This window comes from Herbidospora sp. RD11066 (genome assembly GCF_054661255.1).
The window spans coordinates 1,419,510-1,437,255 of sequence record NZ_BAAGDO010000001.1 but is presented as its reverse complement, the minus strand read 5'-3'; the positions used below and the strand labels follow the sequence as shown (position 1 = coordinate 1,437,255).

1 protein-coding gene is annotated in these 17,746 nt (G+C 74.1%); it reads right to left on the bottom strand.

Features of this window, described 5'->3' with window-relative positions; genetic code table 11:
- Positions 1 to 17: 17 nt before the first annotated feature.
- Complete coding sequence (locus ACYQ78_RS06000; protein ID WP_459799659.1) at positions 18 to 17,741, bottom strand: type I polyketide synthase; 17,724 nt, start codon at positions 17,739 to 17,741, stop codon at positions 18 to 20.
- Positions 17,742 to 17,746: the final 5 nt, after the last annotated feature.

Here is a 17,746-nt window from a genome sequence, read left to right as displayed (position 1 = left end):
TCCTGGAAGGGCGAGGTTCAGGACTTGCCGAACTCTTTGTTGATCAGGTCGAAGATCTCGTCGTCCGAGGCGAAGTCGAGCGCCTCGTCCTCGGCGTCCGCGCCCGGCCGGAACCGGGCGACGAGGGTCTCCAGGCGGGTCAGGATCCGGGCGGCGTCCTCGTCGTCGAGCGTGGCGAGGGCGGCCTCGACCTTGTCCAGGTCGCCGGATATCGCGTCGGCGGGGCCGCCGCCGGGCGCGATCTCGCCGCGCAGGAAGCGGGCCAGGGCGATCGGGGTCGGGTAGTCGAACACGAGGGTCGAGGGCAGCCGCAGGCCGGTGACGGCCGCGAGGCGGTTGCGCAGCTCGACGGCGGTGAGCGAGTCGAAGCCCAGGTCGAGGAAGCCCCGGGTGGGCGCGACCGCGTCGGTGCGCTCGTAGCCGAGGACGATCGCGACGTGGGCGCGGACCAGCTCGGTGACGAGGCGGTCGCGTTCGGCGTCGGTGGCGGCGGCCAGCTTGGCGGCCAGCTCGTTCGCCTCCGACCGGTCGTCGGTGCGCGACTCGGCCGCGGCGGCCAGGGCGCGCCGCACCTCGGGCAGGTCCATCACCAGGCGGCTGGGCCGGGTGGCGGTGTAGGCCGGGTGGAACCGCGCCCAGTCGACGTCGCCGATCATCAGCACGGTGTCGCCGTGGTCGACCGCCCCGCGCATCGCGGCGAGCGCCCGGTCGGCGCGCATGGGCGGCATGCCGCTGCGGCGCAGCCGCTTCTCGACCAGCCCGCCGTCGGCCGCCATGCCGCCGTCGGCCCACGGTCCCCAGCCGATCGAGGTGGCGGGCAGGCCCTCCGCGCGGCGCATCTCGGCGAGGGCGTCGAGGTGGGCGTTGGCGGCGGCGTAGCTGCCCTGCCCGGCGCCGCCGAGGGTGCCGGCCGCCGAGGAGAAGAACACGAACGCGTCGAGGTTCCGGTCTCTGGTGAGTTCGTGCAGGTGGCGGGCGGCCTCGGTCTTCGGCTTGAGGACGTATTCGAGCCGGTCGGGGGTCATCGAGACGACGATGCCGTCGTCCAGGACACCGGCGGCGTGGACGACCGCCGTCAGGTCGGGCAGCGTGGCGAGCAGTTCCTCCAAGGCGGCGCGGTCGGCGGCGTCGCAGGCGGCGATGGTGACCCGGGCGCCCAGCGCCTCGATCTCCGCCTGGAGTTCGGCGGCGCCCTCGGCGTCCGGTCCGCGCCTGCTGGTGAGCACCAGATGTTCGGCGCCCTCTTCGGCCAGCTTGCGGGCGACGTGGGCGCCCAGGGCGCCGGTGCCGCCGGTGATGAGCACGCTGCCGCGCGGGGTCCACCCGTCGGGCGTCCCGGTCAGCGGCGCCCGGACGAGCCGGCGGGCCAGCACCCGGCCCTCGCGCACAGCCACCTCGTCTTCACCGGTCGAGCCGGAGAGGGCGGTCAGCAGGCCGATGCGGGCCAGGTCGTCGAAGACGGGCGGCAGGTCGATGAGACCGCCCCACTGGGCGGGGTGCTCCAGGCCGACCACGCGGCCCAGGCCCCAGATCTGGGCCTGCTCCGCGCTGGTGACGTCCGGGCCGGACGCGCCCCGGGTGACGCACCACAGGGGCACCTCGACCCCCGCCTCGACGACGGCCCGCACCAGCGTGACGGTCCGGTCGAGGCCCAGGGTGAGGGCCGGGTGGTCGGGATGGGGTCGTACGTCGAGACCGAGCAGGGAGACCACCCCGGCCAGGCCGTCGGCCTCCCGCAGGATCTCGGCGACGCGCTCACCGGGGGTGTCGGCGGGCACGCTGATGACGTCGGCGCCCCCGACGGCGAGGGTCTCGGCCATCGACGGGTCGTCGCCGACGAGCACCCAGGTGCCGGGGATCGTCGTGGTGCCGCCGTCCACGGGAACCCAGGTGGTCGTGTAGCGCCAGTCGGCGGTCTCGTCGCGGCGGCCGCGCCGCCAGGCCGTGATGGCGGGGAGGACCTCCGAGAACGGCCGGTCGGCGTCGACGCCGAGGAGCCCGGCCAGTTCGCCGCTGTCGACGGCGTCCCAGAAGCCGCTGTCCTCGGTGACCGGGAGGTGCGGGGCGATGTCGGGCCAGAAGCGGCCGCGCCGGAACGGGTAGGTCGGCAGGTCGACCTTGGCCCTCGGCCCGTCGAACACGGCCTCCCAGTCGAGCGCCACACCGTGGGCGTGGAGCCGGGCGACGGCGGTCATCAGGGCGTGGCCCTCGGGCCGGTCGCCGCGCAGCGCCGGGACGAGCAGCAGGCCGCCGTCGTCGAGGCAGCCCTGCGCGAGCGCGGTCAGCACGCCGTCCGGGCCGAGTTCGACGAACCGGGTGACCCCTTCGGCCGCCAGCGCGGCGATCCCGTCGCGGAACCGGACCGCCCGGCGCACGTGCCTGACCCAGTAGCCGGGCTCGGTCAGCTCGGTCGCGACCGCGCCGGTGACGTTGGAGACGACCGGGATCAGCGGCGGGTGGTAGGTCAGCCCGGCGGCGACCCGCTGGAAGTCGGCCAGCATCGGGTCCATGTGGGGCGAGTGGAAGGCGTGCGAGACGTTGAGCTTCTTCGTCTTGCGGCCCTTCGCGGCCCACAGGTCGGCGACGGCGCAGGCGTCGGCCTCGTCGCCGGAGACGACGACGGCCCTCGGCCCGTTGATCGCGGCGATGTCGACGTCTCCGGCCAGGGTGGGCCGGACCTCGTCCTCGGACGCCTGAATCGAGATCATCGCGCCGCCCGGCGGGAGCGCCTGCATCAGCGCGCCGCGCGCAGCGACCAGGGTGCACGCGTCCTCCAGGGACAGCACCCCGGCGACGTGGGCGGCGGTCAGTTCGCCGATCGAGTGACCGGCCACGAAGTCGGGCCGCAGGCCCCACGACTCGGCCAGCCGGAACAGCGCGACCTCGATGACGAACAGGCTCGCCTGCGTGTACATCGTCTGGTGCAGCGCGTCGTTCATGCCGTCGGCGGCGAAGATGACGTCGCGCAGCGGCCGGTCGAGCGCCGCGTCGAGGTGCGCGCACGCCTGGTCGAACGCCTCGGCGAAGACGGGGAAGCTCTCGTAGAGCTCGCGGCCCATTCCGGCGCGCTGGGCGCCCTGGCCGCTGAACAGCACGGCGAGCAGCCCGTCGGAGACGACCCCCTCGACCAGCCCGGCCGAGGCGCCCCCGGTGGCGAGGGCGTCGAGGCCGCGCAGCAGCCCTTCGGTCTCCTGGCCGACGACGACGGCCCGGTGCTCGAAGGAGGCGCGGGCGGTGGCCAGGGTGTATCCGACGGCGGCGGGGTCGGCGTCGTCGGCGAGGTGGTCGCGGAGCCTGGCGGCCTGGGCGCGGAGCGCCTCCTCGCTGCGGCCCGACAGCAGCCACGGCACGGTCGACAGGCCCGTGTTCGCCGCGACCGGGGCCGGGACGGCGGGCGGCGCCTCCTCGATGATCACGTGGGCGTTGGTGCCGCTCACGCCGAACGAGGAGATGCCGGCCCGGCGCGGCCGCTCACCGGCGGGCCAGGCCTCAGCCTCGTGGAGCAGTTCGACGCGGCCGGCCGTCCAGTCGATCTCGGTGGAGGGGCGGTCGGCGTGCAGCGTCTTGGGCAGCAGGTCGTTCTGGAGGGCGAGCACCATCTTGATGACGCCCGCGACGCCCGCCGCCGCCTGCGTGTGGCCGATGTTCGACTTGGACGAGCCCAGCTTGAGCGGTTCGTCCCGGTCCTGGCCGTAGGTGGCGAGGAGCGCCTGGGCCTCGATCGGGTCGCCCAGGCGGGTGCCGGTGCCGTGCGCCTCGACGGCGTCGACCTCGGGGGCGGTCAGCCGCGCGTTGGCGAGGGCCTGGCGGATGACGCGCTGCTGCGAGGGGCCGTTGGGGGCGGTGAGGCCGTTGGAGGCGCCGTCCTGGTTGACGGCCGAGCCGCGGATCACCGCGAGGACCGGGTGGCCGTTGCGCTCGGCGTCCGACAGGCGCTCCAGGAGGAGGACTCCGGCGCCCTCGCCCCAGCCGGTGCCGTCGGCCTCGTCGGAGAAGGGCTTGCAGCGGCCGTCCTCGGCGAGGCCGCGCTGCTTGCTGAACCCGATGAACGCGCCCGGCGTCGCCATGACGGTGACGCCGCCGGTCAGCGCGAGCGTGCACTCGCCCTGGCGGAGCGCCTGGACCGCCAGGTGCAGGGCGACCAGCGACGCGGAGCAGGCGGTGTCGACGGTGACCGCCGGGCCCTCCAGCCCGAGGGCGTAGGACAGGCGGCCGGAGACGACGCTGGCGGCGTTGCCGGTGGTCAGGTAGCCGTCGGTGTCGACCTGTCCGGCGATGAGCAGGGCTGCGTAGTCCTGGCCGTTGGTGCCCGCGAAGACGCCGGTCGGGGTGCCCTTCAGCGACGACGGGTCGATCCCGGCGCGCTCGACGGCCTCCCAGGCGGTCTCCAGCAGGAGCCGCTGCTGCGGGTCCATCGCGACGGCCTCGCGGGGGGCGATGCCGAAGAATCCGGGGTCGAAGTCGGCGGCCTCGTAGAGGAACGCGCCCTCCCGGGCGTAGCTGGTGCCGGGGCTGTCGGGGTCGGGGTCGTACAGGCCCTCGACATCCCAGCCCCGGTCGGCGGGGAACGGGCCGACGGCGTCGACTCCCCCGGCGAGCAGGTCCCAGAACTCCTCGGGGGTGGTGACCCCGCCGGGGAACCGGCAGCCCATCGAGACGATGGCGATCGGCTCGTCGGAGGCGGCGGCCGTGAGGGGCGTGGTGTCCTCCTCCTGTACGCCGGTCAGCTCGCCGCGCAGGAACACCGCCAGGGCGGTGGGGGTCGGGTGGTCGAACACCATCGTGGCCGGGAGCCGCAGGCCGGTCGCCGTGGCGACCAGGTTGCGGAGCTCGACGCTGGTGAGGGAGTCGAAGCCCAGGTCCTTGAAGGGCTTTCCGGGCTCGATCGTGTCGGGGGTGGCGTGCCCCAGCACGGCCGCGACCTGGGTGCGGACCAGATCGAGCAGCTCCCGCTCCGACAGTCCGGCCGCCGCGACGGGCTCGGCCTGGGCCGGGGTCTCGGTGCGGCGCGACTCGGGCACTCCGTCGAGCACCGGCCGGGGCCGGGCGGCGGTGAAGGCGGGGGCGAACTTCTCCCAGTCGACGTCGGCGACGGCGACGGAGGTGTCGCCGCAGTCGAGCGCCCGCTGGAGCGCGGCCAGCGCCAGGGCGGGCCGCATCGGCGTCAGTCCGCTGCGGCGCATGCGCGCCTCGATCTTCTCCTCGGTGGCCAGGCCCGCCTCCGCCCAGGGGCCCCACGCCACCGAGGTGGCGGTGAGGCCGAGCGAGCGGCGGTGCCCGGCGAGGGCGTCGAGGTAGGCGTTGGCGGCGGCGTAGTTGCCCTGCCCGGCGGCGCCGAGCGTCCCGGCGATCGAGGAGAACAGGACGAACGCGTCGAGGTCCCCGGCCAGTTCGTGCAGGTGCCGGGCGGCGCCGGCCTTGGCGGCCAGCACCCGGTCGAAGCGTTCGGCGGTCAGGGTCTCGACCAGGCCGTCGTCGAGCACGGCGGCGGCGTGGAAGATCGACGTCACGGGGTGTTCTGCCAGGAGGGCGGCCACGCTGTCGCGGTCGGCGATGTCACAGGCGACGACCTTCGCGCCCAGCTCGGTCACGAGGTCGGCGGCGCCCGGGGCGTCGGGCCCCGAACGGCTGACCAGCAGCAGGTCGCGGACGCCCTGGTCGTACAGCCAGCGGGCGACGAAGCGGCCGACGCCGCCGGTGCCGCCGGTGACCAGCACGGTGCCTCCGGGGCGCCACGGGGTTCCGGTCTCGCTCCCGGCGCGGGTGAGCCGGGCGGCGAAGACGCCCGACGGGCGGATGGCGATCTGGTCCTCCGCGCCGATGCCGACCAACACGGTGGCCAGGCGCGCGGTGGCCCGGTCGTCGAGGTCGGCGGGCAGGTCGATCAGGCCGCCCCAGCGGTCGGGGTGCTCCAGGCCGATCACCCGGCCGAGGCCCCAGAGCGGCGCCTGGTCGACGTCGATCGGGCCGTCGGAACGGCCGACGCTCACCGCGCCCCGAGTGACGATCCAGAGCGGCGCGGTGGTGCCGTTCAGTGCGCGGAGCAGGTCGGCGGTCGCGGCGAGGCCGAGCAGCGAGACCACTCCGGCCGGTGCCGGGACACCGGTCAGGTCGTCTCCAGGGGCCACGACGACGACCTCGGCGCCGTGGGCGGTCAGGGCGGCCGCGATCGGGTGGCCGGGCTCGTCGGTGACGACGATCCAGGTGCCGGTCAGGCTCCGGGCGGGCGGGGTGAGCGGCTTCCACGTGAGGACGTAGCGCAGGGCGTCGACCGCCGACGTCTCCCGGCGGCGGCGCCGCCACGACGCCAGCGCCGGAAGCGCGTCGCCCAGGGGGCCGAGGTCGAGCGCGGCCAGGCCGTCGAGGTCCTCCTGCTCGACGGCGGTCCAGAAGGCGTCGTCGAGGGGGTCGCCGGAGGAGACCGGGGCGGCCGGGGTGGGCCAGTAGCGCTGGCGCACGAAGGCGGAGGTCGGCAGTTCGACCGGGGCGCCGTCGAGCTTCCAGTCGACCGGCACGCCGTCGGCGAAGGCCTGGCCGAGCGAGGTCAGGAAGCGGCCGAGGCCGCCCTCGTCGCGCCGCAGCGACCCGAGGACCGAGGCGGCGGAGCCCTGCGCGTCGAGCGTCTCCTGGATCGGCACGGTCAGCACCGGGTGCGTGCTGACCTCGATGAACGTGCCGAATCCCTGCTGGGCGAGCGCGGTGACGGCCTCGTCGAAGCGCACGGTGCGCCGCAGGTTGGTGTACCAGTACTCCGCGTCCATCACCGTGGTGTCGAGCCAGGCCGCGGTGACGGTGGAGAAGAACGGGACATCGCTGACGCGGGGCGAAATTTCGCTCAACAGCTGGATGAGCTCGTCGTGGATCTCCTCCGCGTGGTGCGAGTGGGAGGCGTAGTCGACCGGGAGGACGCGGGTCCGCACGCTCAGCGACGCACCGAGTTCCTCCAGGGCCGCCACGTCGCCCGAGACCACGACCGACGACGGGCCGTTGATCGTGGCGACCGACAGGCGGTCGTCCAGGACGAGTTCGGAGGCGGGCAGCGCGACCGACATCATGCCCCCGCGCCCGGCCAGCGCCAGGATCGCCCTGCTGCGCAGGGCCACGACGGCGGCGCCGTCCTCGATCGAGAGAGCGCCCGCCACGACGGCGGCGGCGATCTCCCCCTGCGAGTGGCCGACGACGGCGGCGGGCTCGACGCCGTAGGACCGCCAGAGCGCGGCCAGCGAGACCATCACGGCCCACAGCGCGGGCTGCACCACGTCGGTCCGCTCCAGCGAGCCGCCGCGCACCGTCTCGATCAACGGCCAGTCCGTGTACGGCTCCAGCGCCGCCGCGCACTCCTCCATCCGCGCCGCGAACACCGGCGAGGAGTCGAGCAGCCCGGCTGCCATGCCGACCCACTGCGAGCCCTGGCCGGGGAAGACCATCACCACCTGGCCGGCGGCCGGGTTCACGGTGCCGCGCGCCAGCCCGGCGGCCGACCGTCCGGAGGCCAGCGCCTCCAGCGCGGAGCGGTCGAGGACGACGGCCCGGTGGTCGTGCAGGGCGCGGGTGGCGAGCAGCGAGGCGGCCACGCGGGCCGGGTCGGCGACCGGCCAGTCGCGCAGGCGGGCGGCCTGCTCGCGCAGCGCCTCGGGGCTCTTGGCCGACAGCACCCAGGGAGTGATCTCCGCCGGGGTGGCGGCCTCGATCGGGGCCGGCTCGGGGGCCTGCTCCAGGATGATGTGCGCGTTGGTGCCGCTCAGGCCGAACGACGACACACCGGCCCGGCGCGGGCGGCCGGTCTCGGGCCACGGCATCGCCTCGGTGACCAGCTCGACCGCGCCCGCCGACCAGTCGACGTGCGACGACGGCGCGTCGACGTGCAGGGTCGGCGGCAGTTCGGCGTGCCCCAGCGCGAGGACCATCTTGATGATGCCGGCGATCCCGGCGGCGGCCTGGGTGTGGCCGATGTTCGACTTGACCGAGCCGAGCCACAGGGGTTCGTCGCGCTCCTGCCCGTACGTCGCCAGCAGGGCCTGCGCCTCGATCGGGTCACCGAGGGTGGTCCCGGTGCCGTGCGCCTCGACGGCGTCGACCTCGCGGGCGGTCAGGCGGGCGTTCGCGAGGGCCTGCCTGATGACCCGCTGCTGCGAGGGGCCGTTGGGGGCGGTCAGGCCGTTGGAGGCGCCGTCCTGGTTGACGGCGGTGCCCCTGATGACGGCGAGGATCGGATGGCCGTTGGCCTCGGCGTCGGCGAGGCGCTCCACGACGATCATGCCCGCGCCCTCGGAGAAACCGGCGCCGTCGGCCGCGTCGGCGAACGCCTTGCAGCGGCCGTCGGCGGCGACGCCCTTCTGGCGGGAGAACTCGACGAACAGGCCCGGCGTGGACATGATCGTCGCGCCGCCCGCGAGGGCCAGCGAGCACTCGTTGCTTCTGAGGGCCTGGACCGCCATGTGCAGCGCCACCAGCGACGCCGAGCACGCGGTGTCGACGGTGACGGCGGGGCCCTCCAGGCCCAGGCTGTAGGCGATGCGGCCGGAGAGCACGCTGGCGGTGGTGCCGGTGGCGACATAACCGCCGACGTCCTCCGTCGCGGTCATCAGCAGCGGCAGGTAGTCCTGGCCGTTCGTGCCGGCGAAGACGCCGGTCGCGGTGCCCTTGAGCGACGACGGGTCGATGCCCGCCCGCTCCAGCGCCTCCCACGAGATCTCCAGGAGCACCCGCTGCTGCGGGTCCATCGCGAGGGCCTCGCGGGGCGAGATGCCGAAGAAGGCAGGGTCGAAGTCGGCCGCGCCGTCCAGGAAGCCGCCTTCTGCGGCGTCGCTGACCAGCCCGTCGAGGTCCCAGCCCCGGTCGGCCGGGAACGGGCCGATCCCGTCGGCGCCGGTCGAGAGCATCTCCCACAGCTCGCCGGGGGTGCCGACCCCGCCGGGCAGCCGCAGCCCGATGCCCACGATGGCGATCGGCTCGTCGGAGCTCACCGTGGCGGTCACGGCGGCGACGGCGGCCTGGGTGCCGAGCAGTTCGTCCCTGATGTACGCCGCCAGCACGCGGGGGCTCGGGTGGTCGAACACCAGCGTGGCCGGCAGCCGCAGCCCGGTCGCGGCGGCGAGCCGGTTGCGCAGGTCGACGGAGGTCAGCGAGTCGAAGCCGAGCTCCTTGAACGCCCGGCCCGGGTCGACGGCCTCGGCCGAGGCGTGCCCGAGCACGTCGGCGACCTGGCTCTTGACCAGGTCGAGCACGAGGAGGTCGCGGTCGGCGGGCGACAGCCCGGCCAGCCGGTCGGAGACGGTCTCCGGAGCGGCGACGGCGGTGACCCGGTCGCGGAGTTCGGGCAGGTCGCTCAGCGCGGGCGGGATCGAGGCGCCGGTACGGCCGTCGGTCGAGGCGGCCCAGTCGACGTCGGCGACCGCGACGAACGTCTCGTCGAGGGCGAGGGCCTGGTCGAGCAGGGTCAGCGCCTTGGCGGGGTCGAGCGACCGGCCGCCGCGCCGCTTCATCTGCTCCTCGACGACGTCGTCACCGGCCATGCCGTCGCCGGCCCAGTGGCCCCAGCCGATCGAGGTGGCTTTGAGGCCCAGCGAGCGGCGGTGGTGGGCGAGGGCGTCGAGGTACGCGTTGCCCGGTGCGTAGTTGCCCTGGCCCGCCACGCCGTAGGAACCGGCGAAGGAGGAGAACAGGACGAACAGGGAGAGATCGCCGGTGAGTTCGTGCAGGTTGCGGGCGGCGTCGACCTTGACCTGGGTGACCCTCTCGACCTGGGCGGTGGTCAGGGCGTCGATGACGGCGTCGTCCAGGATCGCGGCCGTGTGGACCACGCCAGCGATCGGGTGGGTGTCCAGGAGGACGGCGAGCTGGTCATGGTCGGAGACGTCGCACGCCACGACCGTGGCGCCGAGTTCCTCGGCGAGCTCCTGGGCTCCGGGGGCGTTCGGCCCCGAGCGGGAGACCAGGAGCAGGTCGCGGGCGCCCTTGTCGTGGAGCCAGCGGGCGACCTGGGCGCCGAGGGCGCCGGTGCCGCCGGTGACCAGGATCGTGCCCTCGGGCATCCAGTCGCGCGGAGTGCGTGCCGGTCGCGTCCCGTGGACGAGACGGCGGGCGAAGACACCCGACGGCTTGATGGCGAGTTCGTCCTCCGGGCCGTGCAGGGCCGCGAGGAGGTCGTCGCGGTTGTAGCCGTCGGCCAGGTCGATCAGGCCGCCCCAGCGGTCGGGGTGCTCGGCGGCGGCGACCCGGCCGAAGCCCCAGAGCATGGCCTGGTCGGGGCCGGTCGACGCGTCGGTGACGCACCAGAGCGGGGCGCCGATCCCGGCGTCACCGAGGGCCTGGACGAGGGCGAGCGTCGCGGGGAGCGTGCCGAGCAGCGAGATCACGCCGTCGGCCGGGGTGAGGGCTTCGGCATAGGCCGCGCGGTCGGGGGCGCCGACCTCGACGACCGTGCCGCCGAGGGCCGCGGCCACTCCCCGGTCGTCGCCGCCTTCGGGGACGACGACCAGCCAGGTGCCGGTGGCGGGGCCGGGCCGCAGGGTGACGGGCTTCCAGTCGATCGCGTAGCGCCAGCCGTCGAGCTCGCCCGACTCCTGGCGCGAGCGGTGCCAGGCGGAGAGGGCGGGCAGCACCTCGGCCAGGGCGGGGCCGTTCTCGATGCCCAGCGTGGTGGCCAGTTCGCCGAGGTCGGCGCGGCCGACGACGTCCCAGAAGGCGGCGTCGGCCGGGCCCTGCGCCGGTGCCGTCTTCGGGAGGGACGGCCAGAAGCGGTCGCGCCGGAACGCGTAGGTCGGCAGGGGGACGCGGACGGCGCCCGTACCGGAGAAGACGGCCGGCCAGTCGACCGGGACGCCCTGGACGTGGGCCTCGGCCACGGAGCGCAGGAAGCGGCCCAGGCCGCCCTCGCCCCGGCGCAGTGTGCCCACGACGGCGGCGCTCGCCGCGCTTTCCTGGATCCCGGCGGTGAGGCCCGGATGCGGGCTGACCTCGACGAACGCGCCGTAGCCCTGGCGTACGAGGCTCCGCACGGAGTCCTCCAGCAGGACGGTGCTCCGCAGGTTCCGGTACCAGTAGGCGGCGTCCATCGTGGTCGTGTCGAGCCAGTCGCCGGTGACCGTGGAGAAGAACGGGACCTCGCTGTCACGCGGCGAGATGCCGTCGAGGAGCTCCAGGAGCTCGTCGTGGATCTCCTCCACGTGGTGGGAGTGGCTCGCGTAGTCGACCGGGATCACCCGGGTTCGCGCGTTCACCGACGCGCGGAGTTCTTCGAGCGCGTCCACGTCGCCCGAGACGACGATCGACGACGGCCCGTTGATCGCGGCGATCGAGAGGCGGTCGTCCAGGTCGAGCTCGGCGGCGGGCAGCGCGACCGACATCATGCCGCCGCGCCCGGCCAGCGCCAGGATCGCCTTGCTGCGCAGGGCCACGACGGCGGCGCCGTCCTCGATCGACAGCGCGCCCGCCACGACGGCGGCGGCGATCTCGCCCTGCGAGTGGCCCACCACGGCGGCGGGCTCGACGCCGTACGACCGCCAGACGGCCGCCAGGGAGACCATGACGGCCCAGAGCGCGGGCTGGACGACGTCCACCCGCTCGATCTCGCCGCTGCGGACGACGTCGAGCAGCGACCAGTCGACGTGCGGGGCCAGCGCGTCGGCGCACTCGCCCAGGCGGTCGAGGAAGACGGCCGAGGTCTCCATCAGCTCGGCGGCCATGCCGGCCCACTGCGAACCCTGGCCGGGGAAGACCATGACGGCCCGCTCGGCGTCCCGGGCGGCGACGCCGGACACCAGGCCGGGGCCGGTGCGCCCGGCGGCGAGCGCGTCGAGGGCGGCCGGGTCGAACACGACCGCCCGGTGGTCGAGCGAGGCGCGGGTGGTGACGAGGGAGTAGCCGACGTTGACCACGTCCTGACCGGAGTGGTCGCGGAGCCGGGCCGCCTGGGCGCGCAGCGCCTCGGGGGTCTTGGCCGACAGCACCCACGGCGTGATCTCCAGCGGGGTGGCGTCGTCGATCGGGGCGGGCTCGGGGGCCTGCTCCAGGATCGTGTGGGCGTTGGTGCCGCTGAACCCGAACGACGACACGGCCGCGCGGCGCGGACGGCCGGTCTCGGGCCAGGGGATCGTCTCGGTGACGAGTTCGACGGCGCCGGACGTCCAGTCGACGTGGGGGCTGGGTTCGTCGGCGTGCAGCGTCTTGGGCAGGACGCCGTGCTGGAGCGCCAGCACCATCTTGATCACGCCCGCCACACCGGCGGCGGCCTGGGTGTGGCCGATGTTCGACTTCACCGAGCCGAGCCGCAGCGGTTCCGCGCGGTCGCGGCCGTAGGTGGCGAGCAGGGCCTGGGCCTCGATGGGGTCACCGAGGGTGGTGCCGGTGCCGTGGGCCTCGACCGCGTCGACGTCGGCGGTGGTCAGGCGGGCGTTGGCGAGCGCCTGCCGGATGACCCGCTGCTGCGAGGGGCCGTTGGGGGCGGTCAGCCCGTTGGAGGCGCCGTCCTGGTTGATGGCCGAACCCCGGACGATCGCCAGCACCGGGTGACCGTCGCGCACGGCGTCGGACAGGCGCTCGACAACGAGCACGCCGACGCCCTCTCCCCAGCCCGTGCCGTCGGCGGACGCCGCGAACGCCTTGCACCGCCCGTCGGGGGCCAGCCCCCGCTGCCGCGAGAACTCCACGAACGCGCCCGGCGTCGACATCACGGTCACGCCGCCCGCCAGCGCGAGCGTGCACTCCCCCTGCCGCAGTGCCTGGACGGCCAGGTGCAGCGCCACCAGCGAGGCCGAGCAGGCGGTGTCGACCGTGACCGCCGGACCTTCGAGACCGAAGGTGTACGCCAGCCGTCCCGACACCACGGAGGCCGCGTTGCCGGTGCCGAGGTAGCCCTCCGACCCCTCGGGCGCGCGCTGGGCGAGCTGCGCGTAGTCCTGTCCGTTCGTGCCGACGAACACGCCGGTACGTCCGCCCTTGAGCGACAGCGGATCGATGCCGGCCCGCTCGAACGCCTCCCACGAGGTCTCCAGCAGGAGCCGCTGCTGCGGGTCCATCGCCAGCGCCTCACGGGGCGAGATGCCGAAGAAGTCGGCGTCGAAGTCGGCCACGCCGCGCAGGAACGCGCCCTCGCGGGTGTAGGAGGTGCCCGGGTTCTCCGGGTCGGGGTGGTAGAGGGCGTCGAGGTCCCAGCCGCGGTCCATCGGCAGCTCCGACACGGCGTCGCCGCCGTCGACGAGGAGCCGCCACAGGTCCTCCGGCGAGGAGACGCCACCGGGGAACCGCAGGCCCATGCCGACGATCGCGATCGGCTCGTCGTCGGCGGCCACGACCACGGGGGCGAGGTCGGCGGGGGCGTGTCCCTCACCGAGTTCCCCGCCGAGGAAGCCCGCGAGGGTGAGGGGGGTCGGGTGGTCGTACACCAGAGTCGGTGGCAGTGAGAGGCCGGTGGCGGCGGCGAGCCGGTTGCGGAATTCGACCGCCGTCAGGGAGGTGAAGCCGAGGTCCTTGAAGGCGCGCGTCGTCTCGACCGACGCGGAGGAGGGATGGCCGAGGACGACCGCGACGGCGTCCCTGACCACGTCGAGCAGGAGCCGGTCGCGGGCCGCGCCGCCGAGTCCCGCGAGCCGTCCGGCCAGGCCGGTGGGGGCGTCGGCCCTGACCGGACGGCTCTCCGTCAGGTTGCTCAGCAGAGGACCGGGCACGCCCTGGGCGAACCGGTCCCAGTCGACGTCGGCGACCGCGACGACGCCGGGTCCCGCCTGTCCGAGCACGTCGAGCGCCAGGCCGGGCGGCAGGGCGGTGAGACCGCCACGGCGCAGGCGCGCGGCCACCTCGTCGTCGTCGGCCATGCCGCCGTCGGCCCACGGACCCCAGGCGATGGACGTGCCGGGCTTGCCGTCGGCGCGGCGCTTCTCGACGAGGGCGTCGAGGTAGGCGTTGGCGGCGGCGTAGTTGGCCTGCCCGGCGGCGCCGACGACGCCCGCCAGGGAGGAGAAGGTGACGAAGGCGTCGAGGTCGCCGGTCAGCTCGTCGAGGTTGCGGGCGGCGTCGGCCTTGGCGGCGATGACGGCGTGCAGTCGCTCGGGGGTGAGCCCGTCGATGACGCCGTCGTCGAGAATTCCCGCGGCGTGCACGACGGCGGTGACCGGCGTGCGCTCCAGCAGCGCCCTGAGCTGGTCACGGTCGGAGACATCACAGGCCACGACGGTGGCCGGCAGCTCGGCAGCACCCGGCGCGTCGAGCCCTCTGCGGCTCGCGACGACGACCTCGGCGCCCTGGTCGGCCAGCCAGTGGACCACGCGGCGGCCGATCGCGCCGGTGCCGCCGGTGACCAGGACGGTCCCCGACGGTGTCCAGGACGGTCCGCCGAGCGGAGCACGGCCGAGGCGCCGGGCGAACACGCCGGAGGGCCTGATCGCGACCTGGTCCTCGGTCCCGGCGAGCACCTGGTTCAGCAGGGGCGTGGTGCGTTCGTCCAGTACGGCGTCGACCAGCCCACCCCAACGGTCGGGCGCCTCAAGCGCGGCCGACCGGCCGAAGCCCCAGAGCATGGCCTGGTCAGGGTCGGTGACCGTGTCGGTGCCGCCGATACCGACGGCGCCCTCAGTGAGGATCCAGAGCCTGCCCTGGCCGATGGCCTGGGTGAGCGCGAGCGCCTGCGCGGGTGACGGCTTGACGGCGAGAACGCCCTGGATGTCGTCGTATGCGCCGAGCCGCGCGGCCATGACCTCACGGTCGTCAGTGGCCTCGACGATGATCGTCTCGGTGTCCAGTACGGGGGTCTCGACGCCCTCGTGGGCGACGATGAGCCACCGGCCGTCGATGGAGCCGGTGGGCGGGGCGGAGGTCCACTCGACCCGGTAGCGCCACTGGTCGACGCGCGAGCTCTCCCGGCGCTGGCGGCGCCATCCGGCGAGGGCGGGGAGGACGACCTCCAGCGATGCGCGTTCGACGTCGAGTGTGCCGGCGAGGGTGTCGAGGTCCTCGCGTTCGACGGCGTCCCAGAAGGTGCCGTCGACGGGGTGGTGGTCGGGCTCACCGGCGTCGAGCCAGTAGCGGTGATGCTGGAAGGCGTAGGTGGGCAGGTCGACCCGTTCGGCGCCCGGGAAGTCCCAGGTGACGGTGGCGCCGCGCTGCCACATCCCGGCGAGGGCGCGGTGGAAGGCGGTGACCTCGTCCTGGTCCTTGCGGAGCGCCGGGACGGCGTCGTCGACCATGGCGGAGAGCACGGCGTCCGGCCCGATCTCCAGCACCCGCACGGCGTCGAGCGCTTCGACGGCGTCGGCGAACCTGACCGTGGCGCGGACGTGCCTGACCCAGTAGCCGGGGTCGGTCACATCGGCCCCCGCCTCGACCGACGAGACGAAGTCGATGGCCGGGGGGTGGAAGGAGATCCCGGTGAGGGCGCGGCGGAAGTCGTCGAGCATCGGCTCCATGAGGGCCGAGTGGAAGGCGTGCGAGACGGTGAGCCGCTTGGTCCTGCGGCCGAGGGCGGCCAGGCGGGCGGCCTCTTCCAGGATGTCGGCCTCGGGGCCGGAGATGACGACCGAGTCCGGGCCGTTGATCGCGGCGATATCGACATTGCCCGAAATTTCGGTATGTGCGGCCTGGATGGCGACCATCGCCCCACCGGGCGGAAGCGCCTGCATCAGCGCACCCCGCGCCTTGACGAGCGTGCACGCGTCGTCGAGCGACAGCACACCCGCGCAGTGCGCGGCGGCGATCTCCCCGATCGAGTGCCCGGCCACGACATCGGGCCGGACGCCGAACGACTCGAACAGCCGGAACAGCGCGACCTCTAAGGCGAAGATCGCGGCCTGGGTGGTGGCGGTCTCGTTCAACTCGGAACCCTGGAGCCGCAGCCCCGGGAAACGGGTCAGGACCTCATCGAAGGCGGCGGCGAACACGGGGAACTCCCGGTGGAGTTCAGCCCCCATGTGGTCGCGCTGCGCCCCTTGCCCGGTGAACACGAACGCGGTCCGCCCCCGCCGAGCCTGAACCGCCTCGACCGCCCGCAGCCCACCGACCAGCCGCTCCCGGTCCCCAACCACGACCCCGCGCCACTCCATCGAGGAGCGGTGGGTAAGCGAAAGCGCCACATCGGCAACGTCTTCGGTGGTGACGAACCGGCGAAGCCGATCAGCCTGCGCCTGAAGCGCCCCCTCGGACCGCGCCGACAGAATCCACGGCACGACCGGCCCGGACGAGATGGACGACCCATCGGCCGACATTTCCGAAATGTCGGGCGCGATCGATGGGTCATGGGCTGACGTCCCCGACGTCTCACCTGTCGACATTTCCGAAATATCGGTGGTGGCGGAGGAAACCGACCGCACACCCGTGTTCGGCGCACCACGCCGCCCCTTTGTCGGAGCGGGCGACATATCCGAAATATCGGGTGTGGAGGAGTTCTGTCCGGCCGGGGCCTGTTCGATGATGGTGTGGGCGTTGGTGCCGCTGATGCCGAAGGACGAGATGGCCGCGCGGCGGGGGTTGCCGGTTTCCGGCCAGGAGCGGTGTTCGGTCAGGAGGGAGACCTGGCCGGTGGTCCAGTCGACCATGGGGGTGGGTTCGTCCACGTGGAGGGTCCTGGGGAGGACGCCCGCGCGGATGGCCATGACCATTTTGATGATGCCGCCGACGCCGGCCGCCGCCTGGGTGTGGCCCAGGTTCGACTTCAGGGAGCCGAGCCACAACGGCTCCGACCGGTCCTGGCCGTAGGTGGCGAGGAGGGCCTGGGCCTCGATGGGGTCGCCCAGGGACGTGCCGGTGCCGTGGGCTTCGACCGCGTCCACTTCGGTGGGACTCAGGCGGGCGTTCTCCAGGGCGGCGCGGATGACGCGCTGCTGTGACGGGCCGTTGGGGGCGGTCAGGCCGCTGGAGGCGCCGTCCTGGTTGACGGCGGTGCCGCGCACGACGGCGAGGACCGGGTGGCCGTTGGCGATCGCGTCGGAGAGCTTCTCGACCAGGAGGACGCCGACGCCCTCCGACCAGCCCGTGCCGTCGGCGCCGGCGGCGAACGACTTGCACCGGCCGTCGGGGGCCAGGCCGCGCTGGCGGCTGAAGTCGAGGAACGACGACGGCGTGGCCATCACGGTCACGCCGCCCGCCAGGGCCAGGTCGCACTCGCCGCTGCGGAGCGATGTGACGGCCAGGTGCAGGGCGACCAAGGACGACGAACAGGCCGTGTCGACCGTGACGGCCGGGCCTTCCAGACCGAAGGTGTACGCCACGCGTCCGGACACGACGGAGCCCGAGTTGCCCGTACCGAGGAAACCCTCGACGTCCTCGGGCAGGGAGCGCAGGCGGGAGGCGTAGTCGTGGTACATGACCCCGGCGAAGACGCCCGTCTTCGACCCCTTCAGCGACGCCGGGTCGAGGCCCGAGCGCTCGATCGCCTCCCACGACACCTCAAGGAGAAGCCGCTGCTGCGGGTCCATGGCGACGGCCTCCCGGGGGGAGATGCCGAAGAAACCCGCGTCGAAGTCGGCGGCCTCGTGGAGGAAGCCGCCCTCGGTGACGTAGGAGCCGCGGGCGAGGAAGTCCAGGTCCCAGCCGCGGTCGGTGGGGAAGACGGAGATCCCGTCACCTCCCGAGGCCACCAGTGACCACAGGTCCTCCGGCGACCGCACGCCCCCGGGATAGCGGCAGCTCATCCCGACGATCGCGATCGGCTCGTGGTCACGCTCCTCGGCCTCGCGCAGACGCTGTCGGGTCTCGCGCAGGTCAGCGGTCGCACGCTTGAGGTAGTCGAGATACTTTTCCTCATTCACCATCTGAC